We start from the raw sequence: 24,454 nt of genomic DNA on the forward strand, positions 1-24,454 counted from the left end.
ATTAGACTTTAAAATTAAGGAGAGGAATATGAATTTAGTTAAACAAAGAAAATCTTCTAAATCAATTCAAAAGGGAGCTTTGGTTGTATTACTTATATTGTCAGTAATCAGTTCGCTATTTTTTGTGAATCATAATGCTTCATTCTATGACGAAACAATTGCAGAAGTGACACAGACGAAACTCCTGCAAAAAGAACAAGTAACAGATGAGTTTCAAAATCGAGATACTATTTATCATCAAGAACTGACAGCGAAAATTTTAAATGGTAATGAAAAAGGAAGAATCATTCAGTTACAACATACATATACTGCTTCAGGTGGCTTCGATGATGCCTACCATGAAGGAAATAAGCTTTTCGTGAAGAAGAATGCAGAAAACCAATTTGATATTACAGGTATGAAACGCGACCATCTCCTTCTAGGAGTGGTCTGGTTACTCATCTTGATACTCATCTTTGTTGGACGAAAACAGGGTGTTCTTTCATTGCTTAGTTTAGTCATTAATATGGGGATCATCGCATGGGTTATTCAAAGCTATACAAATTGGGACGATTATTTAATCCCACTTTGCATGCTTGGTTGTGTTCTATTTACAGTGATTTCATTAACGCTCGTCAATGGATGGAATGAGAAGACATTTACAGCGATTCTCGCTACGCTCGTCGGTACATTTATATCCTTTGGTATTGCCGTATTCGTATTATGGCTCACAAAAGAAAATGGCATGCGTTATGAGGAACTACAATTCATTACAAGACCTTATAAAACATTGTTCTTTGCAGGACTTCTTGTCGCATCACTCGGTGCAGTCATGGATATTGCGATTACGATGTCATCTTCTTTATTTGGACTATACGAAAAAAATCCGCATATCTCAATCAAACAGTTAGCAAAATCAGGACGAGAGATTGGGAAAGATATTATGGGACCTATGACGAATATTCTATTCTTTGTCTATGTGAGCGGTTCTATTCCAATGATGATGTTGTTCTTTAAAAATCATGCAACATTTACCTATACACTTTCAACCAACCTCACATTGGAGATTGTTCGAGCACTTGTGGGCGGCCTCGGGATTGTTTTAACGATTCCCATCTCTTTATTCATCGTTCTATTCTTCATTAAGAGAAAGCAGGTGAAGCAATGAACAGTTTAGTCGTCCTCGCGATGTTACTCGCGATTCTAATGATTGGGCTTGGGGGTAAAAAAGGACTGCGCTCATTCATCACGCTGTTTATAAATTTTGCTTTGTTCATTGTCTTACTATTCTTTATGAATATTCCAGAAGTGAATCCTGTCATTTTAACGATGATTATCTGTATCATCATTAGTTTTATTAATTTATTTTATATTAACGGAACGAATACAATGACAAAAACAGCATTTGCTTCAACGGTTTTCACGACACTCCTTTTATCTGGGCTCATTCTTTACTTTGCCAATGCCACATTCATTCAAGGGTTTGGTAAAGAGGAGACGGAAGAGTTAAGCATGGCTTCTTTACGAATTGGTATTGATTTTTCAAAAGTAGCTGTCGCAGTTATTATGATGAGTACGATTGGAGCGATTACAGACGCTTCGATTGCTATTGCTTCACCAATGAAAGAGATGCATCAACTTAAGCCTGATATTGATCGTAAAAACCTCTTTATTTTTGGTTTATCCATCGGTAAAGATATTATTGGTACAAGTATGAATACATTATTTTTTGCTTTTGTTGGAAGCTACTTAGCACTACTGATCCTGTTTAGTGATTTATCGTATTCATGGAGTGAGATGATTAATTCAAAAATATTTAGTGGGGAAGTTGTAACGATTGCTTGTTCAGCGATTGGTTTAATTGCGGTCATTCCAATCACTGCTTTTTGTACGTCGTATGTACTAACGAAAAAAACGCCACCTTCTCACCAAGAGAATTAGCGTTTTAAAGCATCTTTGAGTTCACGAATACCATAGAAAAGCATGAAAAGAGATGCAGGTATAAAGCCGATTAAAAAAATGACATCGGATAGCTGATTCATGAAAAATAATATGAACCAGATGAATGTGAACAATATAATATAAGAAACGGTATTCATATTTTTCCTCCTGTATCATCATTTCTTTAAAAAGGACTTCGATTTTTAGATCGAGGTCCTTTTAGTATGAGCAAAATCTAGTTAATCATTTTTAGGTTCTTCAATAATCGTTGTTGTCGTCAGTGCAGAAGTAGTTAAATAGATGACTGCGACGGTAATGCCTGAACCGAGCCAAGTAAATTCAATTCGATTGAATAAGTTGACTAAATTTTGATGGAAAATAAATAAACAGATGCCATATTGAACTAATGTACTAATAATACTAACGCCCGTATTGTAGTCCATATTCATCGATGCCATCGTAAATAAACCGAGCAAGTCAATGACGAAAACAACTACTAAGACTAGTAACAAAAACCAGCCGAAATATAGTGCGTTGCGATACCAATGATCATATAAATCTAAATGTGCAAGTTCGTATTTGGCAAGTAGAATCGATAAACCAAAGAATCCGAATAGTGGCACAGTTAGTAATAAGGCAATGATACATAAAAGCAATAAACCAAGAAAAATAAAACCTGAACAACCTGATACTTTAATTTTAAATTGACGATTTTTAAACATAGAATCCCTTCTCTACCACAAAGGTTTGTAAATGATATTACAGTGCGTATTGTCCCATTATAATGCACTTTTTCCCACAATGCACCTGAACTGCAAATTTGGAAAAAAAAGCTTATTATTGGTTAAATATTAAAAAAATGAGTAAAATATATGTATTCGGGTAACTAAATGGAACTTACAGAAGGAAGGAGAAGTTGTATTATGTTAAAACTAGAAAACCTTTCGAAAGTCTATCGAGGAGGAAAAAAAGCCGTAGATGATTTGAATATTGAAATCAAAAAAGGCGAATTTGTCGCATTTATCGGTACATCTGGTAGTGGTAAGACGACCGCTCTTCGCATGATTAATCGAATGATTGAACCAACTAGCGGTAAAATTCTTATTAATGACGAAGATGTCCGAAAGAAAAACCCTGTTACATTAAGACGTAGTATTGGTTATGTAATTCAACAAATTGGCTTAATGCCACATATGACTATTCGAGAAAATATCACTTTAGTACCTAGATTACTAAAGTGGGATAAAGAAAAAAAGGAAAAAGCAGCAGAAGAACTGATTAAACTTGTGAATCTACCCGAAAGTTACTTAGATTTATATCCAACACAGTTATCTGGAGGTCAGCAACAACGTATCGGTGTATTACGTGCGTTAGCAGCGAACCAAGATTTAATTTTAATGGATGAACCATTTGGCGCGTTAGACCCGATTACGCGTGATACGCTACAAGATTTAATGAAAGATTTACAACAACGTTTAGGCAAAACCGTCGTTTTTGTAACACATGATATGGATGAAGCAATCAAACTAGCAGACCGAATCTGTATTATGCATGACGGAAAAGTCGTTCAATATGATACCCCAGATAATATTTTATCCAATCCCGCAAATCAATTCGTAAAAGATTTCATTGGCTCACACCGCCTTGTACAAGAAAAACCAAGTGTAAAAGTCGTGGATGATGTCATGATTACACCAATTACAATCTCACTAGAAAAAAGCTTAGACGACGCGATTCACAAGATGGTGAAAAGTCGTGTAGATACACTATTTGTCGTTGACGGCAATAACATTTTAAAAGGCTATTTAAGCGTTGAAAATATTACATCTGAAAGACACCGAACATCGAGTGTGGCAGATGCAATGGATAAGGATGTCTTTTTTGTATATAACAATTCACGTTTGCAAGATTCTGTACGTCGAATTTTACGTCGAAATTTAAAAAATATTCCTGTTGTAGATAGTGACCATCGATTAGTTGGTCTAATTACACGTGCGCATATTGTAGATATTGTATATGACACAATTTGGGGCGATGAGGCCGCTGAAGAAGTCCGTAATGAAGCATCAAATGAATGATGAAATAAAGGATGTGAAACAGATATGGGTGAATTTTTTACAGCAGCAGGAGATTTTTTAGTAAATAATAAGCAAGAAATTTTAGTTAAAACATGGGAACAATTTTATATCTCTATGTCAGCATTATTATTAGGTATTATCGTCGCTGTTCCAGTAGGCGTTCTATTATCTAAAACTGAAAAAGTCGCAAAAGTGGTCATGGGAATTACAAGTGTGCTTCAAACTTTACCATCTCTAGCGATTTTAGCACTGATGATTCCAATTTTAGGAGTTGGGAAAATTCCAGCGATTGTTGCGTTATTTATTTATACACTATTACCAATTTTAAATAACACATTTATTGGCATGCAGTCAGTCAATAAAGATTTACGTGGTGCTGGTATGAGTATGGGAATGACCAAGTTCCAAAGTATTTATTTAGTAGAGTTCCCTCTTGCAATTCCTGTTATTATGGCAGGTATTCGTCTATCTGCAGTTTATGCAGTATCATGGGCAACTTTAGCTTCGTACATAGGAGCTGGAGGTCTTGGGGATTTCATCTTTAACGGATTGAATTTATATCAACCTGAATTCATTATTGGCGGTGCTGTATTTGTAACGATTTTAGCATTATTAATTGATTTTATTTTATCGAAAGTAGAAAAAATAGCGACGCCAAAAGGCTTACGAGTAGAACGATAGGAGGGGTAATTTATGCGGAGACTGAAATGGATTGTTTTCATTTGTAGCATAATGCTCATCTTATCTGCTTGTTCATCTGGAAAAGATGAAACGATTAAGATTGCTACAGTGACTACAACAGAGAGTGCTATTATGGGGAATATGGTTAAACTCATGATTGAGCATTATACAGATGAAAATGTACAAATGATTAATAACTTAGGTTCGAGTGTTGTCGTACATCAAGCTATGTTAAATGGTGATGCAAATATTTCAGCGACACGTTATACAGGAACAGATTTAACAGGTGCTTTAGGGCAAGAAGCAATTAAAGACCCAGAAGAAGCAATGAAAAAAGTACAGGAATTATTCCAAAAAGATTATGATCAAACGTTTTTCGACTCATATGGCTTCGCAAATACCTATGCATTCATGGTAAGTAAGGAGACAGCGAAAAAATATAATTTGAAAAAAGTAAGTGACTTACGAAAAGTTGCAGACAAAATGCAAGCTGGTGTGGATACATCGTGGATGAATCGTCCAGGAGATGGTTACAAAGCATTTGTAAAGGAATATGGTTTTGACTTTAACAAAGTCTACCCAATGCAAATTGGTCTTGTATATGATGCAGTTGAAGCTGGAAAGATGGACGTTGTATTAGGTTATACGACAGATGGACGTATTTCGAGTTATGATCTTGTTGTATTAGAAGATGATTTGAATTTCTTCCCACCATATGATTGTAGTCCACTTGCAACGAATGAATTACTAAAAACACATCCAGAAGTGAAGAAAATTTTAGAAAAACTTGTCGACAAAGTATCTACAGAAGAAATGCAGAAATTAAATTATGAATCAGATAATAATTTATTAGAACCAGCCGTTGTCGCACAACATTTTTTAGAAAAACATAATTACTTTGATGATAAAGGGGGAGAATAGGCATGGAAAATATGAATACCTTCCAGCAATTCTTTTACTACTTTGATGAAAACGGTAGTTATGTATTTATGCAATTTGTTCAACACTTTTTAATCTCAATCTATGGTGTATTAATTGCAGCCGTTGTCGGTATTCCTATCGGCATTCTGATTTCAAAATATGGTCGACTTTCAACATATGTCATTACTATTGCAAATATTATTCAAACGATTCCTGGTTTAGCGATGTTAGCCATTTTAATGTTAGCTATCGGTTTAGGTCAAACAACCGTTGTTGTAGCAGTATTCTTATACTCGCTATTACCGATTATTAAAAATACCTATACAGGAATCAATAATATTAATAAAGATCTTACTGATTCAGGTAAAGGAATGGGTATGACAAAGCTACAAGTCCTGTATATGATTGAGTTACCACTGTCACTGTCCGTTATTATTGCAGGTATTCGCATTGCGCTTGTTGTCGCAATTGGAATTACAGCGATTGGTGCATTCATCGGAGCAGGCGGTTTAGGAGATATTATTATTCGAGGTACGAATGCTACAGATGGTACAGCAATTATTTTAGCAGGTGCAATTCCAACAGCTCTAATGGCAGTTTTAGTAGACTTAATTTTAAGTTTTATTGAACGAAAGATTGACCCTGTGAAAAAGAATCGTAAATTAGTTGAACCGAAAATTGAATCATTAGAAGAGTAACAAAAGGAGAAATCGTCAAATGGCGGTTTCTCTTTTTAAATACATTGAAATCTATGTAGAAAGGAGATAGCATACAAAAGAGAAGTTAAAAAGGAGAGACAGAGATGACGGAACATAGAGAAGAACGCATCCCAATTGTCGGTATGCGTAAAAAAATCTATAAAAATTTAGTGCAATCTGCTTTTACGATTCCACATGCAACAGGTATGGAAGAAGTGCAAGTAGATGCGCTTATTACGTATAAGAAAAAGCTAGCTGAGCAATCAAATGTACATATCACCTATTTACCAATCATCATGAAAATAGTGGCACAAATGCTTCAAAAGTATCCAATTTTTAATGCGACCATTGATGAAAAAGCAAATGAGATTGTATTGAAAAAAGAGATCAATTTAGGTGTAGCAATTGCAACACCTGAAGGGTTAATCGTTCCTGTTATTAAAGAAACGGATGAGAAAACAATAGAAGAAATCGCTATAGAACTACAAGATGTGACAGAACGTGCACGACAAGGGACGTTGAAAATTACCGATATTGCTGGCGGCACATTTACGATTTCAAACACAGGAGCAAAAGGCGGCACATATGCTACGCCGATTATTAATTTCCCCCAAGTCGCAATTTTAGGAGTTCATGCAATGAAAGAGCGCCCTGTGATTCTACTAGACCGCACGATTGGTATTGGTACGATGATGGGTATGAGTCTATCGTTCGATCATCGAATCATTGATGGAGACCTTGTTGGGTTGTTTATGAATGATTTAAAAGAAGCTATTGAGAATATACATTAGATAAAAAAACGCACCGACCCGTTAAGTCAGTGCGTTTTTATTAGTTTAATTTTTGAATGAAGCAAACTTTTAAGTAGTTGAATTCAGGGAAGTCGCGGTTTGCGCGGAAATCTTTTGGTAATCCGAATTGCTCTACAATTTTATATTTTGTATTTGTTTCTTTACATGCTTGGTCGATAAATGTTTTGAATTTTTTCATACCGAAGCTTGCATTGTTTGTTGAAGCAACGATGATTCCTTTTTTCGCTGTAATCGAAAGTGCATCCGCCAATAATTTTGGATAATCTTTTGCTGTTGAGAAGGTCATCTTCTTCGTACGTGCAAAACTTGGCGGGTCTAATACAACTAAATCAAATTTTAATTGATGGCGTTGTGCATATTTAAAGTAGTGGAATACATCCATTACTTTGATGTCCTGTGCTTCAAAATCAATGCCGTTCACACTGAATTGTTCAATTGTTTTTGAAAGTGAGCGTTTTGCTAAATCGACAGAAGTTGTTTCTCTAGCGCCACCAAGAGCAGCAGCTACAGAGAATGCACCTGTATAAGAGAATGTATTTAACATATTTGTACCTTCTGCATATTGATCGCGAATTGTGCGACGTACATCACGTTGGTCAAGGAAGATACCTGTCATAGCACCATCATTTAAATCAATCGCAAAGTTCATGCCATTCTCTTTAATGATAATCGGGAACTCACCCGGTGTACCTTTCACAAAGTCATCTTCTTGTTCGATATACATTCCTTTTGTATCGAAGCGTTTTTTCTCATAAATGGCTTTGTAATTTGTTAATTCATCAAGTGCTTGAATAACAAAGTCTTGATAACGATAAATACCATCGCTATACCAATTGATTAAGAAGTAACCATCATAATAATCAATTGAGATTCCACCAATACCGTCACCTTCGCCATTAAAGACGCGGAAAGCAGTTGTGTCTGCATCATTGAAGAAGTTTTCACGTAGTTGTAGTGCGGCACTGATTTTCTTTGTAAAGAAAGCTTGGTCGATTTCTTCGTGTTCTTTCATCGTTAACACCCAACCAATTCCTTTATTTTGAATACCGTAATAAGCCTTTCCTAAAAAACGATTATGGACATCCACTAATTCAAAAAGTTCGCCTTCATTTTCTAAAAGGTCTTTATTCGATACAGCATCGCGATGGACAAGTGAGTAGCCTCTTTTTAAGTCAGCGATAAAATCTGGTTTTACGCGTAATGTTTTCATAAATAGTATAGTTCATCCTTTATTTTCATAGTTTCTTCTATTATCGCACTTTTCTCTCAGAAAAGCGAAATCGTTCTTTTATTACATACCGTAATAATCTTTAATATTTTTGTAATCGAAATGTCGTTGTTTATATTTAAGTATTTCTATAGACTAGGTTACGTGTGAATGATAAAAAAATGTGATTTTTGAAGATAAAACGTTTATATATATTAATTTGATGAAAAAAACGGGGGAAAATGTACAATGAAGAAGCAATTAATCGCAGTAACAACAGCAAGTGCCATCGCATTATCAGCAGGTTTAACAACGACACCAATGACAGAAGTATCAGCAAAAAGTAGTGTATCTGTTACTAAAAAAGCATCTGGAACATACGTTGTAAAAACAAAAAAGAATGTATATTACCAAGCGAATAAGAAAAAAATTGGTACTGTATCAAAAAATACAGTTGTTACATTAACACATAAACGTGTAGTAAACGGTAAAACATGGTACAAAATTAAATATGGTAAGAAGACAGGTTGGGTATTATCAACAAACTTATCAAAATTAACACTTTCAAAAACATCAAAAGTATCAAAGAGCTTTAAAACATCTGCAAAAAAGAATATATATTCAGCAGCAGGTGGTCACAATAAAAAAGTTGGTACTGTGAAGAAAAATACAGTTGTAAAAGCAACTTATAAGCGTACAGTAAACGGAAAAACATGGTATAAAATTAGCTATGGTAAGAAAACAGGTTGGGTTGTCGGCTCAAACTTAAAAACATATGTAAAGAAAATTTCTACAAGCGGTAGTAAATTAATCTCAACAGGTTCGCAATACTTAGGTGTACCATATGTGTGGGGTGGAACTTCTCCAAGAGGATTTGACTGCTCTGGTTTTACACAATATGTTTATAAAAAAGCAAATGGTAAGTCAATTCCACGTACAAGTGGGGCACAATATGCAGCTTCTAAGAAAGTATCAAAATCACAATTAAAACAAGGTGATTTAGTATTCTTCTCAGTAGGAAGTAGCCGTATTACCCATGTTGCAATGTATGCAGGTAATGGTAAATTGTTACATGCAGCTGGAAATAAAGTTCAATATCAATCGTTAGTAGGTTACTGGGATCGTTATGTAGTAGGCTACGGTACATTCTACTAAAATATATAAAAGATATGAATTCTGTAAATGGTTCATATCTTTTTTGTTCAAAAAAGACAAAATTTTCTAAAATTTCAAATGAAATCACATGATTTTCATGTTTTTTTGAAAACTCCTTGTAAATGCGACCTTATTAGTGGGAATTTTACGTATTTATTTCTAAAATAAGAGTATAAAGTAAAAAGAGGAGAATTTGATGAAAAGAGAAGCAAAGAAAAGAAAAATACAAAGAATTTTATGGCGAGTATTCGCTGTTATGTTTGGTGCGTTAATTGCAGCATATGGATTAGAAGCAATTTTAATTCCAAACAGTGTATCAGATGGAGGAGTAACAGGTATTAGTATCGTCTTATCAGAATTAATTGGCCTACCTTTAGGGGTATGGATTGCGATTTTAAATATTCCATTTGTTTGGCTAGGGTATAAACAGATTGGTAAAAGTTTTGCAATGTATTCGACGTTAGGGATTGCGACATTGGCAGCAGGTACTGTCGCAATGCATGATGTTCGAACAATTATTGAAGGTGACACATTACTGATTACGGTAGTAGGTGGGATTATTATCGGTTTTGGTATGGGTCTTGCGCTACGTAATGGTGGTGCCTTAGATGGAATTGATATGTTTGCTGTGTTACTATCACGTAAATTACCATTTGGTACAAGTGATTTGATTTTATTCTTGAATATGTTCGTTTTCATTTTAGTATCATTCGTGTTTGGATTCAAAGGAGCGATTTTATCGGGTCTTGCTTACTTTATCGCTTCAAAAGTAATTCATATTGTTGAAGAAGGCTTAAGTGGTGCGAAAACATTTAAAATTATTACGAAAGATCCGGATACATTGGTTGAAACAATTCGTGATCGTTTAGGTCGTAGTGCTACATTAACAGATGTGTATGGTGGCTATTCACATGAAAAATTCAAAGAAGTTACATGTGTGATTAACCGATTAGAAGACACAAAAATTAAATCAATTATTTTTGAAATTGACCCAGAAGCTTTTGTTACGGTGTATGACATGGCAGAAGTAAAGGGCGGAAACTTCAAAAAACGTAATATTCACTAATCTAGGTGGATACATATATGAAAATCCTATATGATTTCTAAATTATACGGGATTTTCTGTGCTTTAAATAGTATTATCCCTTTTAGCCTCCATTTACGAAGGATAAAAGAGATAAAGTAGCTTGTATTTTATGCTTCTGTTGATGTCACGATTTCTGAAATGACAATTTGGCTACCTAACATTGGCGATTCTTTTGGTGCTTCGCCTTCTTTTGGTTCAGGGCGTTTGTGAGATTCTTTAAATGCATCGCTATTACGCCATTCGTGGAAGCCATCCAATGATTCCCAAAACATATTGACACTCATTTCATCATAATCTTCAAAGTCGCGTGCAATCGCCACTTCTGTTTTGATGAAGCCCGGGAATTGTTTTAACGTGTCGCCACCCTTTGTAAAGTTTGGAGCCATTTTTTCAGCAAAGCCTTTTTTTACTTTAATACGGTTTGTTACAATAAACATATGCAAAACTCCTCTATTCGATAATGTATAACTTACTAAAAGAGTACTCCACTTATTAAAAAGAATGCAAATGGTAAGAATATAAAAATAAAAAAGACTACCTCATGCAGATAGTCTTTTTCCATAATATTAAGGAGAGTTCTACATAGTCGTGCGATATTTAGAAGGATTACAGCACTACTTGGGGAATAGTTCTGATCTAAATACGTAGAACATGCACTTGAAAACTAGCAACTAGATAATGCTAGTCTGTTGAATAGAATAAAAGGGGGACTAAATCCTAGTATTCTACTCCATATTTGAATTATAGGATGAAAAAGGAAATTCTTCAACATAAATTTACTAAAAATAATAAAAATGAACATAAATTACAATATAATAGTATAAATAAGTTTTAAAGTGTTTTCAATTATAATTGGAATATTTTATAATTAAAGGAAATAGTAAAAAAGAAGTGAGACGATGAAATGAAAAATAATAAAATAAAACTACAGTATCTTATCATCAGCGTGACTTTACTATCATTTATTTTGACAAGTATCGTATCAATTTGGAGCGGTTATAAATTGAATAAAGCGAACTTGGGTGAAAGTGCGATGGTTACAAATCGAGTATATGCTCAAAAAGTAGCAGAGACGGCTAATAATTATTTAGCAGAGCAACAGAAAATTTTAAAGGTTAATGCGAAGTATATTGCAGAACGTATAGATGACCAATCATATTTAGAAAAACATGCAGATTTTATACGAAATCAGACGAGTGCATTCAACTCGATTGCAATTGTTAATAAGAAAGCAGTTGTTCTCGCAACGTCTCCACAATCGTTAGATTTAGTTGGTGTAAAATTAACAGCTGAAGCAACGAAAAAAGCGATTAAAGAACAAAAGCCCATGATTTCTCAACCTTATACGAGTGTGAGTGGTCGGTTGATCGTTTTTGTAACGACACCTATCTTTTCAGAGAAAAATGAATATCTTGGTTTAATTGGTGGCACGATTTATTTAAAAGAAAAAAATATTTTGTATAAATTATTAGGTGCACATCCATATGATGGTCAATCAACGGTCTATGTTGTCGATCGAGATGGTACAATTATTTATGATGAGCGAAAGAAAAATATTGCGCGTGATTTACCTGATAATGACATTATAAATATGGCGATTCACAAAAAAACAACAGGTGTTGTTAAAGGAGAGAATACAGAGAATCAAATTGCTTTTGCAGGTTATGCACATGTTGAAAATACAGACTGGATGGTTATCGCACAACGACCTGCTTCTGCAGTTGAAGCGCCGGCTAAACAATTATTCAAGCAGATGTTTTTAATTGCACTACCGTTCTTAGCTATTTCTTTAATTATTGTTATTTTCCTATCATACCGAATTGCAAAACCGCTTCAACGGTTAGCTCAGTTGACAGAGAGCAGTAAATTGAATGATGAGGAAAATAATTTCCGTTCTGTTCAGGCTTGGTACTATGAAGTGATTCAATTGAAAGAAGCGCTTATTCAAAGTTTTAGTCATTTACATGAACAAGTATTGGAGTTAACAGGTAAGTCAGAACGCGATGGATTAACAGGTTTATATAATAGACGAACACTGGATGATCGTTTAATGTCTTGGACGAAGGAACAAAAAAGTTATGCAGTCATTATGTTTGATGTCGATCATTTTAAAAATGTAAATGACACATATGGACATGATGTGGGCGACGAAGTTCTTCGTTTTATCGCAGCAGCTATGTTACAACATGTAAGAACGACCGATTCATGCTATCGTTTCGGTGGTGAAGAGTTTGTTATTTTATTACCGGGTGCTTCGGTTGATGTGGCCTATGAACGAGCAGAAGAATTACGACAGTACTTTGAACAAACAAATAGCCCGACCTCACTACCAATTCATATTTCAGCAGGTGTGGCAGAATGTCTAGGTGATGGAGTAGAAGGAAATGGTGTCTTAAAGAAAGCAGATCAACTTTTATATGAAGCGAAACAAAATGGACGTAATCAAGTAAGGAAATCGAACTAAGACAATAGCAATGAACAAGGGGAAAAAATTAGATGAAGTATATAAAATAGGTGTCTTTTCTGCTTTTCTTATACGAAGGATTGGACTTTCAAAAAACAGTTCGATAAAATGATGTTTCAGTGTAAAGTTACACACTATAGAAAAGGTGAGAGTATGAAACGTGAAGAAATGATTACGATTGTTTCCCAAAAGATGAAATTAATTCGAACAGAATACAATTACACCCAAGAGCAGATGGCAGATATTTTAGGAATCTCTAAAAAAACACTGGTTCAAATTGAAAAACAACGCATTGAATGTGGTTGGACAGTAGCTGTCGCTGTATGTACACTTTTTCGAAACAGCATGATTTTACAAACAGCGCTAGGTGGCAACCCACTTATGTTTATTTCATTAATTGCGAATGAAGGATTGATTCACGCAGATAAAAATGAAGTGAATGATAAGTTATGGTGGCGTACAATTGAGAATAAGACGAATTGGCGCATCCAACAAAACCTTGTGCACACGTGTTTTCGCATTTTAAATTCAGAGGGCCGTATTATTTTTTATACATTCTCTAAAGATATCGCATTAGAAGAATTCCAAAAGCATATTTTTTAAATTTAAGCCTTTCTTTTTCAAACATCAGTTGAAAAAGAGAGGTTTTTATTTATTTAATGGGTAAAGAATTGAAAGGGGGACAAATAAAATGAAGAAAAGGATCATCATAACGATTCGTGTGATATTAATAGTGGGTATATCAATTTATTTTTTGGACTCCTTTTTAGAACATAAAAATAAACAGCAACAACCAGTTCAAAAGGAAACAAAAGAAATCGACTATGAACACATGATAAAAAATCCAAAAAACTATGTCGGTCATTCAATTGAAGCTGAGGGTTTAGTAGATGATTCAAAATATATTAATGGAAAAGGTGTTTACTCAGTCATTTTATTAAAAAAGGGTGAATATACAATAAGTGTAGTTATTGTTGAGACAGATAAAAAAGAAGCATTAGCGGAACAGTCCTACATTCGTTTTGAAGGAGAAATTACAGGTATCTATAAAGAAAATCAGGATTTAAGTGTACAAGGGGGGGAGAGATTCGGACGAAAGAAGTCATTATCGAAGAAAGTGAAAAGAGTCCGAATATGGTCAATGTTGAAATAAATGAACAAGGTAATTTTGGGAATGTACATGTTGAAGTAGATAAGGTGCGCATGTATCCAAAAAGTACACGCATTTATTTATTTTTATACAATAAAAATGATGTACGTATTTATTTGAATGACTCGTCTATTAAACTCTATGCAGATGGGAAAGAAATACCATCTAAGTATGAAGTACTCGATCAATCTATTCGCCTTGCTCGTTCACTAGAACCAAATAAAGGAACGAGAGGCGTGATGGCATTTGAAGTAGTCCCGAAGGATACAAAAAAACTCGATTTAACTTTTGAAATGACGATGGTCAATCAGAAAAAACCAATTCAGTTCTCACATGAGATGAATATGGAGGTTATAAAAAAATAATAAGCTAAAAGTCTATGTGATTTTTTATCAGATAGGCTTTTTTCTTTTCTTAAGAAAATCTTCATTTTTATCCTCCTTAATTATTAAGATTTATTTCCTATACTGAAGATAACAAAGAAAAGAAGGAGCTATGAACATGATTACATTAACGAATATATGCCATACATTTTCGATTGGTAAAAAAGGTCAAGAGCGACAAGTACCTGTTTTAAAAGATGTAAATCTTCAAGTCGAATCGGGTGAAATCGTCGCAATTATCGGAAAGAGTGGTTCAGGGAAGTCGACTTTATTAAATACGATTGCTGGATTTTTAAAACCAGATGAAGGCAAGATAGTTTTAAATCATAAAGATACAACGCATTTATCAGAAGCAGAGCATGCAAAATTTCGCTTGAAAAATGTAGGTTTCATCTTTCAAAATTTTCAATTGATGCCAGGGTTAACGGCTTTTGAAAATATTGAATTACCTCTTAAAATTCAAGGGATGGGAAAGAACACTCGTTTTCAAACTGTACGAAAAATAATGGAGCGCGTGGGTTTGAATGAAGTACTTGATCACTACCCCAATGAATTATCTGGTGGACAGCAACAACGTGTATGTATTGCGCGTGCACTCGTAACGAATCCATCGATTATTTTGGCAGATGAACCAACAGGGAGTTTAGATTCAGAAACAGAAAAAGAGATTCTAGAGCTTATTCAATCATTGAATCAATCATTCGATTTAACTTTTGTCATCATTACACATGATGAAGAAGTAGCGAATAGTGCACATAAAAAATACCGTATGCATGACGGGCAATTACAGGAGGCGATTTACAGTGCAGTTTAAAGATCAATTAGATTTTGTGAGACAACATGTAAAAAAGAATCGTATGCGTATTTTCACGACAATTTTAGCGACTACAATGGGCTGTGCGTTCTTAATCGTACTTGCTTCCGTCGCATTTGGTTTACAAAATTCATTGAAAAAAGAAGTATTATCAGATGATACACTAACACGCATCGAAGTATATAATAATGGCAATAAGGAAATTGAACCAACTGAAATTAAAAAGATGAAAAATGTGAATGCGGTGACGATGAACACGCTCATTCAAACGGGTAATTTAGAAGCAAATATTGATGCGTATAAAGGAAGTCCGGAAGTCATCTTAACGGATTTTAAAGAAAATGAAAAAGCCAATTTAAAATTATCAAAAGGTACATATCCAGAAAAAGCAGATGGTGTAGTCGTGGGTTATAATGTTGCACAAATCTTGCTGTCAAAAGAAGATGAGAAAAAGTTAGAGAAAGAGAAAGATGCATCAAAAATTAATATAGGGATTCAAGAAAGTATGATTGGAAAGAAAATCACACTTAATTGGAAAAATGAAGAAACGAAGAAAAAAGTAACACGCACATTTACAATTGAAGGTGTGGGACCAAAGCCTAAAAAAGAATGGGAACAAGATGGAACAATCCGAATTAGTAAAGAAAACGAAGAAGCACTTGTACAAGATTTAAAAACACTTTATGGTAAAAAGCTTAAAGCGGAAGAGATGATTTATCGTACAACGGCTGTTTATGCGACGGATCTTGAAGCGGTGACGGCGATTAATAAAGCCTTGCAAGACGAAGGTTACGCAACCTATACAGTTTCACAACAATTAGAAGAAATGAACTTATTATTCTTAGCGCTAAAAGCAGGGTTAATCTTTGTTGGAACGATTGCAATTTTGATTGCATCTATTGGGATTTTTAATACGATGACGATGGCTGTGACAGAACGAACACGTGAGATTGGTGTTATGAAGGCGATTGGTGCTAGTCCAAAGCTAATTCAGCGTCTGTTCGTGATGGAGAGTGCTTACATTGGTGTGATTGGAACAGTCATTGCGGTTATTATTTCATATATTGTAAGTTTTACAGCGAACTATGCGATTCCGAAAATCTTGTATATGGCAACAAATGAAAAAGAATTCTTAACAACAGAGATTCAATTTTCAGCGATTCCATGGCAGTTAGTCGTGATTGCGGCTGCAATTAGTATTGGTGTAGCTATTCTATCTGGTTGGAGACCTGCAAGAAAAGCAACAAAAATTGATGTTATTCAAGCTTTACGTCAAGATTAAAAATGAAGAGACTTGACACATAAGCATAAGAAAAATCAGAATCGCGCTGTAGCGTGGTTCTGGCTTTTTTGTTGTGAACTTTAAAAAGAAAAATAAAATATTTAGTCCTAGCCTCGAGATGTTCTCTGTTGAAAATACTTCCGTCTCAATCGTTTACTTCCTTTATAAGGAAACTATGATTTTAAATTCAAGCTTTTTTATTGCTAAAAGGGTAGAATATTTATTATGAGGTAATCCATATGTTCAGGTCAAATTACTAGACAAATGATGGCGCCTTATTTAAATTAAATCACAGACAATGATTAAAAAAATAAAATTGTAATGAGGGAATTCATGTGACAATCAACAATAAAATTTTAAATAAAATCCAATTTACAGAACGTAACGAAAATGAAAAATTAAACGTTGTAGGTCCTATTCGCTTACCAATCAAACAGGGTGATTTTGAAGCAACATTTCAGTGGTATTGTTGGAAAAATATTCCGTCATCTGTATCAAAAGAAGAAATGATTGAACTACTACCATCTATGAATCTAGCTTTCGGACAACAGTCATCTGTACTCGTATATGGTGATTTTGCGAATTCTGAAGATGCAATTATTCGTATGCATAGTATTTGTCATACTGGGGACATCTTTGGTAGTCAACGTTGTGACTGTGGCTATCAATTACATGAATCGATGAAAATGATTGTCGAACATGGTTGTGGTGCGATTTTCTATTTAGCTGACCATGAAGGGCGTGGAATCGGTCTATTCTCTAAATCCCTTGCTTATTTATTACAAGATGATGGTCTTGATACGGTAGAGGCGAATCATGAACTAGGTTTTGAAGATGATATACGTTCTTATGAGGATGCGATTAAAGTACTTGAAGTGTTACGTCAAAAACCTGTAACACTGATTACGAATAATCCGAAAAAGTTAGAAGCGTTAAAATCACATGGTTTATCTGCAAAAGGGCATATTCCTTTATGGGGTGGAGCAACAGATAGCAACCGTTACTATTTAGAAACAAAAGTGAAAAAAGCAGGCCATATCTTAGGTGAGGGTGGTGTCGATAATGCAGAACGATCAGTATTACATGAATCTCGCGATTGAGCTGGCAGCGAGCGCAAAAGGTAACACAAACCCGAACCCACTTGTTGGGGCTGTTATTGTAAAAGATGGTGTCATCGTTGGTACAGGGTTACATCGAAAAGCAGGAGAACCACATGCAGAGGTACATGCTTTTCGTATGGCAGGAGATCATGCGAAAGGCGCAACATTGTATGTAACACTTGAACCTTGTTCGCATTACGGTAAAACACCTCCTTGCGCAAATTTAGTAAAAGAATCAGGCGTGAAACGTGTTGTTGTAGCGATGCAAGATCCGAATCCAGAAGTAGCTGGTCGGGGTATTCGCTTACTTCGTGATGCCGGAATCGAAGTGGAAGTCGGTTTACTAGAAGAAGAATCCCGTCGTTTAAATGAACGTTTTATTCATAATATGCTGACAGGGCTTCCTTTTGTGCGTTCAAAATTTGCGATGACATTAGATGGAAAAATCGCGACTTATAATGGACATTCACAGTGGATTACGGGCGAAGCAGCACGTGCTAATGTGCACGAATTGCGTCATGAAGTAGATGGAATTCTTGTTGGTAGTCAGACAGTTTTGAATGATAATCCAGCATTAACAACGCGTCTAGCAGACGGATGTGAGGGACGAAACCCTGTACGTGTTGTATTAGATGGTCAATTACGTACACCAACAGATGCACAAATCGTTGATACTACTGTTGCACGTACAATTATTGTGACATCTAAAGAAAATGAAGCGCGTACGAAAGAATATCCAGGTGTAGAGTTCATCTATGCATCTATAAAGAATGACAAACTAAACTTACAAGAAGTTTTACTAGTACTTTATGAAAAAGGAATTACAGATTTACTTGTTGAAGGTGGCGGCACGATTAATGCATCATTCTTGCGTGAAGGCTTGATTGACCAAATGATTGTCTATATTGCACCGAAAATATTGGGTGGTCGTCATTCGATTACACCATTTACAGGTGATGATGTTGAGACAATTGATGAAGCGATGCCATTATCATTTGATCAAGTGGAGCAAATTGGAGAAGATTTACGCATTATTGCGTATCCAAAGAAGGATTGAACAACGAATGTATAAAGAAGTAGATATAAGTATTGTAGGCGGTGGACCTGGTGGGATGCTACTCGCCTACTTACTTGCGAAAAAAGGGATTCATGTACTCTTATTAGAGCGTACAAACAAATTAGCCCGTGCTTTTCGTGGTGAACATATTAATGAAGATGGTGAAACAATCTTAAAGTCATTTGAACTTTATGAAGCTGTTGAAAAACGTGGTTTATTAAAGATGGAAGCGGTAGAGTATTGGCAAAAAGGTGAGAAATTTAAAACGATTTTCCCAAATGAAATGGTGGGGCATTTAGGTATTCATGTGCCACAAGCACATCTACTTGAAGCGATTTTAGAGCAAGCAGAGGCTTATCCAACATTTGAATATCAGCTCAATACACGCGTAACAGAATTACTGCAAAATGACGAGGGACGTTATATTGGTGTGAAAGCAAAACAAGGTGATATGGAACTGACGGTCATGAGCCATTTAGTAATTGGAGCGGATGGACGCTATTCGACTGTACGAAAAAAAGCACAGATTCACCCGACAATTCGTAAACATGGTTTTGATTTATTGTGGGCGCGTATTCCAGCACCAATAAATTATGAACCCGTTATAAAAATGGCTCTTGTTGAGGGGATGCAAATTGCGTTATTTGCACAAACGAACGGATATGTACAAATCGGATGGCATATCGAAGAAGGTAGTTACGGGGAACTAAGAAAACAACCGTTTGAACCATTTATTACGAAGTTAGTAGAGGCTTTTCCAGATTTGCGTGAAGCAGTACAGTTGCATATACAGTCTTGGCAGGATTTTGTCGTGCTTGACGTATTTAGTAGTCAAACAGAGTGTTGGGGAGCAGAAGGACTCGCTTTAATGGGTGATGCTGCACATACGATGACACCAACAGGCGCATATGGTCTAAATGAAGCGTTAAAGGATGCTGTGGCATTAGCTGAATTGATTGATGAACAAACAATTCAACGACTCGAGTTACTTACATGTGAGCGTCAACGCAAGGATGAGGTAACAAAATTACAGGCGCTACAAAGAGAGAAAGAACAACAATTTGCAGCGCAGTTTTTAGTACATGTATAAAGGGGGAAGTTCGATGCGATTTGGTTTTGATATTGACGATACATTAATTGATTTACGTCGACATGCCTTTTATTTATATGAAGAAAAGTTAGGGCGAAAAGCTTCGATTGAAGCGTTTGAGCAATTGAAAACCGTAGCGATTCATTCTTTATTTGATTTAACGAATGAAGAAGGTAAGAAGATGTGGCAAGATACAATGGAAGACATCTATTTCACAAACTGTCCCTCTTTTGATATGGCAAAAGAAGTAGTGAATGGTTTAGTAGCTGCCGGACATGAAGTATTTTATGTGACAGCACGTCCAAAACACTATTGTGAAAAAACACGTGAATGGATGAAGGCGCAAGGATTTCCGGTAATAGATGCCAGGTTCTTCTGTGGTATGGAAGACCACGAAAAGATTGATACAATTCGTAATCTACATCTCGACTACTATATTGATGATAAACCAGTTGTACTCGATACATTAGTTGGCATTGATACAATGTTATTAATTAAAGATCAATCATATAATCAAGATGCGACGCGTTATCCACGTTTATATCAGTGGAATGAATTTAAAGATTTGGTGAAATAGTACAAAGTGCTTTAGCATAGGAAAATGCTAAAGCACTTTTTATTTATTAATAAATTGTACCGAACTCGATTTCATCGCTATGTTTTCTAAATAACTCCTCAATGGTTATACCATTAATTTTGGCTATTTGCACAAATTGATGGTTATCATGTGTATAATCGCATATTTCTTCTGAATCTACGATTAATGATCGGCCCTCTTGGAAATTTGAAATAAAGTATTCTTTATTCTTATAAGTAAATTCAATTTCATGACCGATTCAAGCAATTACATGAGTGTCTCAAATGTGGCGTTTTCTAAATGATTATATGGTGTTTCGCTCAATTCATTTCACCCCTTAAAAATTTGTTTCCGTTATTTTATCATTTAAAATAAATAATCCATTAGAAAAAGAGAGCTTGAACATTAATCCAAGCTCTCTTTTTAACTTTATTAGAAGTATTTAATCTCTTTATTCAAGTCAATTTTTGAAATATCCATACCCAATGCTTTGGCTACACCTTCACCATAAGCGGGGTCTGCTTTGTAGCAGTGGATAATATGGCGTTCTTTGATGAAATCTTCAACAGGAGCCATATCTTCAGCAGTATTATTGAATAATTGTTGTTTTTGATCATCATTCATCAGACGGAATAACTTACCTGGTTGCTCGAAGTAGTTATCATCGTCTTCACGGAAGTCATAAATATCTGCTGGTCCATCTAATTCAAGTGCAGGGTCTTTATATTCTGGTTGTGGATGTAACGCACCATAGCTGTTAGGGAAGTACGAGATTGTAGAGCCACGATTACCATCTGCACGACCTTGACCATCACGGTGATACACCATGAATGGGCATTTTGGTGTATTAACAGGGATTTGGTGATGATTTACACCTAAACGATAACGTGCTGCATCTTGATACCCGAATAAACGAGCTTGTAACATACGGTCAGGTGAGAATGAGATACCTGGTACAACATTTGATGGTGCAAATGCTGCTTGCTCTACATCCGCAAAGTAGTTTTCAGGGTTACGATTTAATTCGAATTCTCCAACTTCAATTAATGGATAGTCTGCTTTATACCAGACCTTTGTTAAGTCGAATGGGTTGTCAGGATGATTACGCGCTTGTTCTTCAGTCATCACTTGGATGTACATTTTCCATTTCGGGAAATCACCTTTTTCAATCGCGTTAAATAAGTCACGTTGAGATGATTCACGGTCTTGTCCTACTACTTCAGCAGCCTCTGCATTTGTGTAGTTTTCAATTCCTTGTTGTGTGCGGAAATGGAATTTTACATAAACACGTTCATTATTTGCATTAATCATTGAATACGTATGAGAACCGAAACCATGCATGTTACGGAAACCTTTTGGAATACCACGGTCAGACATAACAATTGTTACTTGGTGTAAAGCTTCAGGCAACATTGTCCAGAAGTCCCAGTTAGAATTCGCATTTTTCATATTTGTCTTTGGATCACGTTTAACAACGTGGTTTAAATCTGGGAAGTGAAGTGGATCACGGAAGAAGAATACAGGTGTATTGTTTCCGACCATATCCCAGTTTCCTTCTTCAGTATAGAATTTCAAAGCGAAACCGCGAATATCACGTTCAGCATCTGCTGCACCACGTTCGCCTGCTACTGTTGAGAAACGAGCGAACATCTCTGTTTGCTTCCCTACTTCTGAGAAAATTTTTGCCTTTGTATATTTTGTAATATCGTTTGTTACAGTGAATGTACCGAATGCACCTGAACCTTTTGCGTGCATTCGACGCTCAGGGATTACTTCACGATTAAAGTTTGCTAGTTTTTCAATTAAAAATACATCTTGTAAAAGAATAGGACCGCGTTTACCGGCAGTCATACTGTTTGAGTGACTTACAACAGGTGTACCTGTCGCAGTTGTTAAGCGTTGATGGTCTGTATTTTTGTTTTCTGTCATAAAATAATACCTCCTGAAAATTTATAAGATTTCTACAGCGAACTGTAGACAATAACAAGCTATAAACATACTGTAACATACATTATAATTAAAAGTAAATAATAATCATTCTATTTAAGGAATTCGTATAAATAAAATATCATCTCGATTAGTATTCCCTATTTACAACATAAATAAACATTTATTTAAAAGAAAAATGTATTTTTGCGAATTATAATATAAGTAGTTTTGTAAATGATTTATTTATTATTCTCAATTAAATGAGAAAAAAGATGTAATTGAAAATATGGACAAATGTTTACAAGTATTTAAAGTACATCTTTCGAATTAGTTAAATTAGTCTTTTATCTCACAGTAGATTATTTTATGATAGGTAAAGTATGAAATGAGGTGTTCTATATGTTGGAAAAAGCACGTGCTTTTATAAAACAATTCGGAAAAGAAATGAAGAAACCAATTGAGCAACGCTTAAAGGAGATAGAAGAAGAAATTATAAGCACAGGTACATATACTCATACAGAAGAAGAACTGGTTTATGGCGCAAAAGTTGCGTGGCGCAACAGCAATAAGTGTATTGGTCGCTTATTTTGGAATAGTCTACATGTGTTCGATCATAGACATTTAGAAGATGAAGAAGAAATTTTTGAAGCGCTAGTCAACCATATTCGCTATGCAACAAATGATGGGAAAATTCGTCCAACGATTTCTATTTTTGCACCTGGACGTGTGCGTATTTGGAACGATCAATTAATTCGATATGCAGGTTATGAAAAAGACGGACAGGTAATTGGTGATACGGTATCACTTGATGTAACTAAAAAGTTTCATAAACTGGGCTTTCCTATGGGAAATCAGCCATATGATGTTCTACCACTTGTTATTCAAGTGGATGATAGACCTCCTAAAATGTTCCCGATTCCGAAAGATGCTATTTTAGAAGTTCCAATCACACATAGTCAGTATCCTAAAGTAGAACAAATTGGTATGCGCTGGTATGCGGTTCCGATTATTTCAAATATGGGATATGAAGTTGGCGGTATTACATATGAAGCGGCACCATTCAATGGTTGGTATATGGGAACAGAAATTGGCGCACGTAATTTAGCAGATGAAGATCGTTATAACTTTTTACCACAAGTAGCAGAAGCGATTGGTATTGAAGCCAAAAGAGCGCATACGCTATGGAAAGACCGCGCGCTAGTTGAGTTGAATTATGCAGTGCTAGAATCTTATAAACAAGCGGGTGTGAGCATTGTTGATCACCACACAGCAGCACAGCAGTTTCAATTATTTGAACAACAAGAAGAAAAAGAAGGTCGTGATGTGACAGGGAACTGGACATGGCTAATTCCACCTTTGTCACCTGCAACTACACACATCTTTCATCGTCCTTATAATAATACAAAAAAATCACCAAAATATGTCTATCAACAGAAGCCATTTCACCTAGAAAAATAGTTTTCGAAAGGAATAGAAACATGATTTACAGTAAAGAACGAATTATTACTTTGATGCGTGGGAGTATTCAAAGAGTAATTCGTTATATTGATTTGTCAGATTATCTACTACGCATACCGATGGAAGTAGATAAGTGGAGTATATTTGAAATAATAGGTCATCTAACTGCTTGGGACCAGTTTATTTTGAAAAAACGATTACCGCATTTAATCCAGGGTATTCCAGTCTCTCCTATTTATAATATTGATGTACACATTGAAAAGTATATGAAGGATATTTGTCAAATTCCAACATATGAAATATTACGTTATTTTATTCAAGTAAGAAAAATGTTAATTACACAGATTATGCAGATGTCTGATAAAAGCTGGCGCAGAGTCGTGAAAATTGTTCAAAAAGAACAAACGATGGTGCAATACTTTCAACAATTAATTGAGCACGACGAAAAACATTTTCGACAAATTGATAGATATTTAGAAAAGCATTAAGAGAAATTCAGAGAAATCATTGTAAACAGATGGTTTCTCTTTTTAGTGTTATAAAAGTATTCTTTTATTTTAAATTAAGAAAAATAAATCATTTTATAAAATT

The 24,454-nt window shown here is 35.2% G+C and carries 26 protein-coding genes; 21 read left to right on the forward strand and 5 right to left on the reverse strand.

The window, feature by feature from the left end:
- Positions 1-28: 28 nt before the first annotated feature.
- The gene (locus MHB75_RS13620; protein WP_340998277.1) at positions 29-1,147 is read left to right on the forward strand and encodes a YibE/F family protein; all 1,119 of its coding nucleotides are present in this window, start codon (positions 29-31) and stop codon (positions 1,145-1,147) included.
- A complete protein-coding gene (locus tag MHB75_RS13625; protein ID WP_340998278.1) occupies positions 1,144-1,920 on the forward strand; it encodes a YibE/F family protein in 777 nt (258 codons plus the stop codon). The genes MHB75_RS13620 and MHB75_RS13625 overlap by 4 nt, the downstream gene beginning before the upstream one ends.
- Here MHB75_RS13625 and MHB75_RS13630 read toward each other — a convergent pair.
- Positions 1,917-2,078 (reverse strand): hypothetical protein, encoded by a 162-nt coding sequence (locus MHB75_RS13630; RefSeq protein ID WP_340998280.1) that lies wholly within the window; start codon positions 2,076-2,078, stop codon positions 1,917-1,919. The genes MHB75_RS13625 and MHB75_RS13630 overlap by 4 nt on opposite strands.
- A gap of 81 nt (positions 2,079-2,159) precedes the next feature.
- Positions 2,160-2,642 (reverse strand): hypothetical protein, encoded by a 483-nt coding sequence (locus MHB75_RS13635; protein ID WP_141273858.1) that lies wholly within the window; start codon positions 2,640-2,642, stop codon positions 2,160-2,162.
- Between the two features lie 201 nt (positions 2,643-2,843).
- Between MHB75_RS13635 and MHB75_RS13640 the strand changes: the two genes are divergently transcribed.
- From MHB75_RS13640 to MHB75_RS13660, 5 genes are all read left to right on the forward strand, one after another.
- Positions 2,844-3,998 (forward strand): betaine/proline/choline family ABC transporter ATP-binding protein, encoded by a 1,155-nt coding sequence (locus MHB75_RS13640; protein WP_340998282.1) that lies wholly within the window; start codon positions 2,844-2,846, stop codon positions 3,996-3,998.
- 24 nt (positions 3,999-4,022) lie between these two features.
- Entirely contained in the window at positions 4,023-4,679 is a 657-nt protein-coding gene (locus MHB75_RS13645) for an ABC transporter permease (protein WP_068456566.1), read from the forward strand.
- Positions 4,680-4,691: 12 nt separating this feature from the next.
- Positions 4,692-5,600, forward strand: coding sequence for an osmoprotectant ABC transporter substrate-binding protein (locus MHB75_RS13650; protein ID WP_340998284.1), 909 nt, complete (start codon positions 4,692-4,694; stop codon positions 5,598-5,600).
- A 2-nt stretch (positions 5,601-5,602) separates the two neighbouring features.
- Entirely contained in the window at positions 5,603-6,298 is a 696-nt protein-coding gene (locus MHB75_RS13655) for an ABC transporter permease (protein WP_340998285.1), read from the forward strand.
- Between the two features lie 104 nt (positions 6,299-6,402).
- Entirely contained in the window at positions 6,403-7,089 is a 687-nt protein-coding gene (locus MHB75_RS13660) for a dihydrolipoamide acetyltransferase family protein (protein ID WP_340998286.1), read from the forward strand.
- 40 nt (positions 7,090-7,129) lie between these two features.
- Here MHB75_RS13660 and MHB75_RS13665 read toward each other — a convergent pair whose 3' ends face one another.
- Positions 7,130-8,320, reverse strand: a complete 1,191-nt coding sequence (locus tag MHB75_RS13665; RefSeq protein WP_141273854.1) for a class I SAM-dependent rRNA methyltransferase — start codon at positions 8,318-8,320, stop codon at positions 7,130-7,132.
- A 246-nt stretch (positions 8,321-8,566) separates the two neighbouring features.
- Here MHB75_RS13665 and MHB75_RS13670 point away from each other — a divergent pair, with 246 nt between their 5' ends.
- Positions 8,567-9,472 (forward strand): NlpC/P60 family protein, encoded by a 906-nt coding sequence (locus MHB75_RS13670; protein ID WP_340998289.1) that lies wholly within the window; start codon positions 8,567-8,569, stop codon positions 9,470-9,472.
- Between the two features lie 256 nt (positions 9,473-9,728).
- The gene (locus MHB75_RS13675; RefSeq protein ID WP_445667026.1) at positions 9,729-10,538 is read left to right on the forward strand and encodes a YitT family protein; all 810 of its coding nucleotides are present in this window, start codon (positions 9,729-9,731) and stop codon (positions 10,536-10,538) included.
- Positions 10,539-10,666: 128 nt separating this feature from the next.
- On the opposite strand, the gene MHB75_RS13680 is transcribed toward MHB75_RS13675, so the two are convergent.
- Positions 10,667-10,996, reverse strand: coding sequence for a heme oxygenase (locus tag MHB75_RS13680; protein ID WP_068456545.1), 330 nt, complete (start codon positions 10,994-10,996; stop codon positions 10,667-10,669).
- 467 nt (positions 10,997-11,463) lie between these two features.
- Between MHB75_RS13680 and MHB75_RS13685 the strand changes: the two genes are divergently transcribed.
- The 10 genes from MHB75_RS13685 (at position 11,464) to MHB75_RS13730 (ending at position 20,476) form a co-directional block, all read left to right on the forward strand.
- Positions 11,464-13,023, forward strand: coding sequence for a sensor domain-containing diguanylate cyclase (locus MHB75_RS13685; RefSeq protein ID WP_340998295.1), 1,560 nt, complete (start codon positions 11,464-11,466; stop codon positions 13,021-13,023).
- 153 nt (positions 13,024-13,176) lie between these two features.
- Entirely contained in the window at positions 13,177-13,626 is a 450-nt protein-coding gene (locus MHB75_RS13690) for a helix-turn-helix transcriptional regulator (RefSeq protein WP_141273850.1), read from the forward strand.
- A gap of 88 nt (positions 13,627-13,714) precedes the next feature.
- Positions 13,715-14,176, forward strand: a complete 462-nt coding sequence (locus tag MHB75_RS13695; RefSeq protein ID WP_340998298.1) for a hypothetical protein — start codon at positions 13,715-13,717, stop codon at positions 14,174-14,176.
- Positions 14,158-14,538 carry a DUF4352 domain-containing protein gene (locus tag MHB75_RS13700; RefSeq protein WP_340998299.1) on the forward strand — a complete coding sequence of 127 codons (381 nt, stop codon included), beginning with the start codon at positions 14,158-14,160 and terminating at the stop codon, positions 14,536-14,538. Before MHB75_RS13695 ends, MHB75_RS13700 begins: the two co-directional genes overlap by 19 nt.
- 136 nt (positions 14,539-14,674) lie before the next feature.
- Positions 14,675-15,370 carry an ABC transporter ATP-binding protein gene (locus tag MHB75_RS13705; protein WP_141273847.1) on the forward strand — a complete coding sequence of 232 codons (696 nt, stop codon included), beginning with the start codon at positions 14,675-14,677 and terminating at the stop codon, positions 15,368-15,370.
- Complete coding sequence (locus MHB75_RS13710; protein WP_340998302.1) at positions 15,360-16,652, forward strand: ABC transporter permease; 1,293 nt, start codon at positions 15,360-15,362, stop codon at positions 16,650-16,652. The genes MHB75_RS13705 and MHB75_RS13710 overlap by 11 nt, the downstream gene beginning before the upstream one ends.
- A gap of 341 nt (positions 16,653-16,993) precedes the next feature.
- Positions 16,994-17,752, forward strand: a complete 759-nt coding sequence (locus tag MHB75_RS13715) for a GTP cyclohydrolase II (RefSeq protein ID WP_445667027.1) — start codon at positions 16,994-16,996, stop codon at positions 17,750-17,752.
- Positions 17,715-18,809, forward strand: a complete 1,095-nt coding sequence (ribD, locus tag MHB75_RS13720; protein ID WP_340998307.1) for a bifunctional diaminohydroxyphosphoribosylaminopyrimidine deaminase/5-amino-6-(5-phosphoribosylamino)uracil reductase RibD — start codon at positions 17,715-17,717, stop codon at positions 18,807-18,809. The genes MHB75_RS13715 and ribD overlap by 38 nt, the downstream gene beginning before the upstream one ends.
- A 7-nt stretch (positions 18,810-18,816) precedes the next feature.
- Complete coding sequence (locus MHB75_RS13725; protein WP_340998651.1) at positions 18,817-19,899, forward strand: FAD-dependent monooxygenase; 1,083 nt, start codon at positions 18,817-18,819, stop codon at positions 19,897-19,899.
- 13 nt (positions 19,900-19,912) lie between these two features.
- On the forward strand, positions 19,913-20,476 hold the full coding sequence (locus MHB75_RS13730) for a 5' nucleotidase, NT5C type (protein WP_340998308.1): 564 nt from the start codon (positions 19,913-19,915) through the stop codon (positions 20,474-20,476).
- Between the two features lie 432 nt (positions 20,477-20,908).
- Here the strand turns inward: MHB75_RS13730 and MHB75_RS13735 are convergent, their stop codons facing one another.
- On the reverse strand, positions 20,909-22,405 hold the full coding sequence (locus MHB75_RS13735) for a catalase (protein ID WP_340998309.1): 1,497 nt from the start codon (positions 22,403-22,405) through the stop codon (positions 20,909-20,911).
- A gap of 399 nt (positions 22,406-22,804) precedes the next feature.
- Between MHB75_RS13735 and MHB75_RS13740 the strand changes: the two genes are divergently transcribed.
- Together MHB75_RS13740 and MHB75_RS13745 are read left to right on the forward strand one after the other, a co-directional pair.
- Positions 22,805-23,863: a nitric oxide synthase oxygenase gene (locus MHB75_RS13740; RefSeq protein WP_340998311.1), complete on the forward strand. Its 1,059-nt coding sequence runs from the start codon at positions 22,805-22,807 to the stop codon at positions 23,861-23,863.
- A gap of 20 nt (positions 23,864-23,883) precedes the next feature.
- Positions 23,884-24,351 (forward strand): DinB family protein, encoded by a 468-nt coding sequence (locus tag MHB75_RS13745; protein ID WP_340998312.1) that lies wholly within the window; start codon positions 23,884-23,886, stop codon positions 24,349-24,351.
- Positions 24,352-24,454 lie beyond the last annotated feature (103 nt).

It is taken from the genome of Kurthia sp. FSL E2-0154, assembly GCF_038003625.1.
In the GTDB taxonomy this organism is placed as follows: Bacteria; Bacillota; Bacilli; order Bacillales_A; family Planococcaceae; genus Kurthia; species Kurthia gibsonii.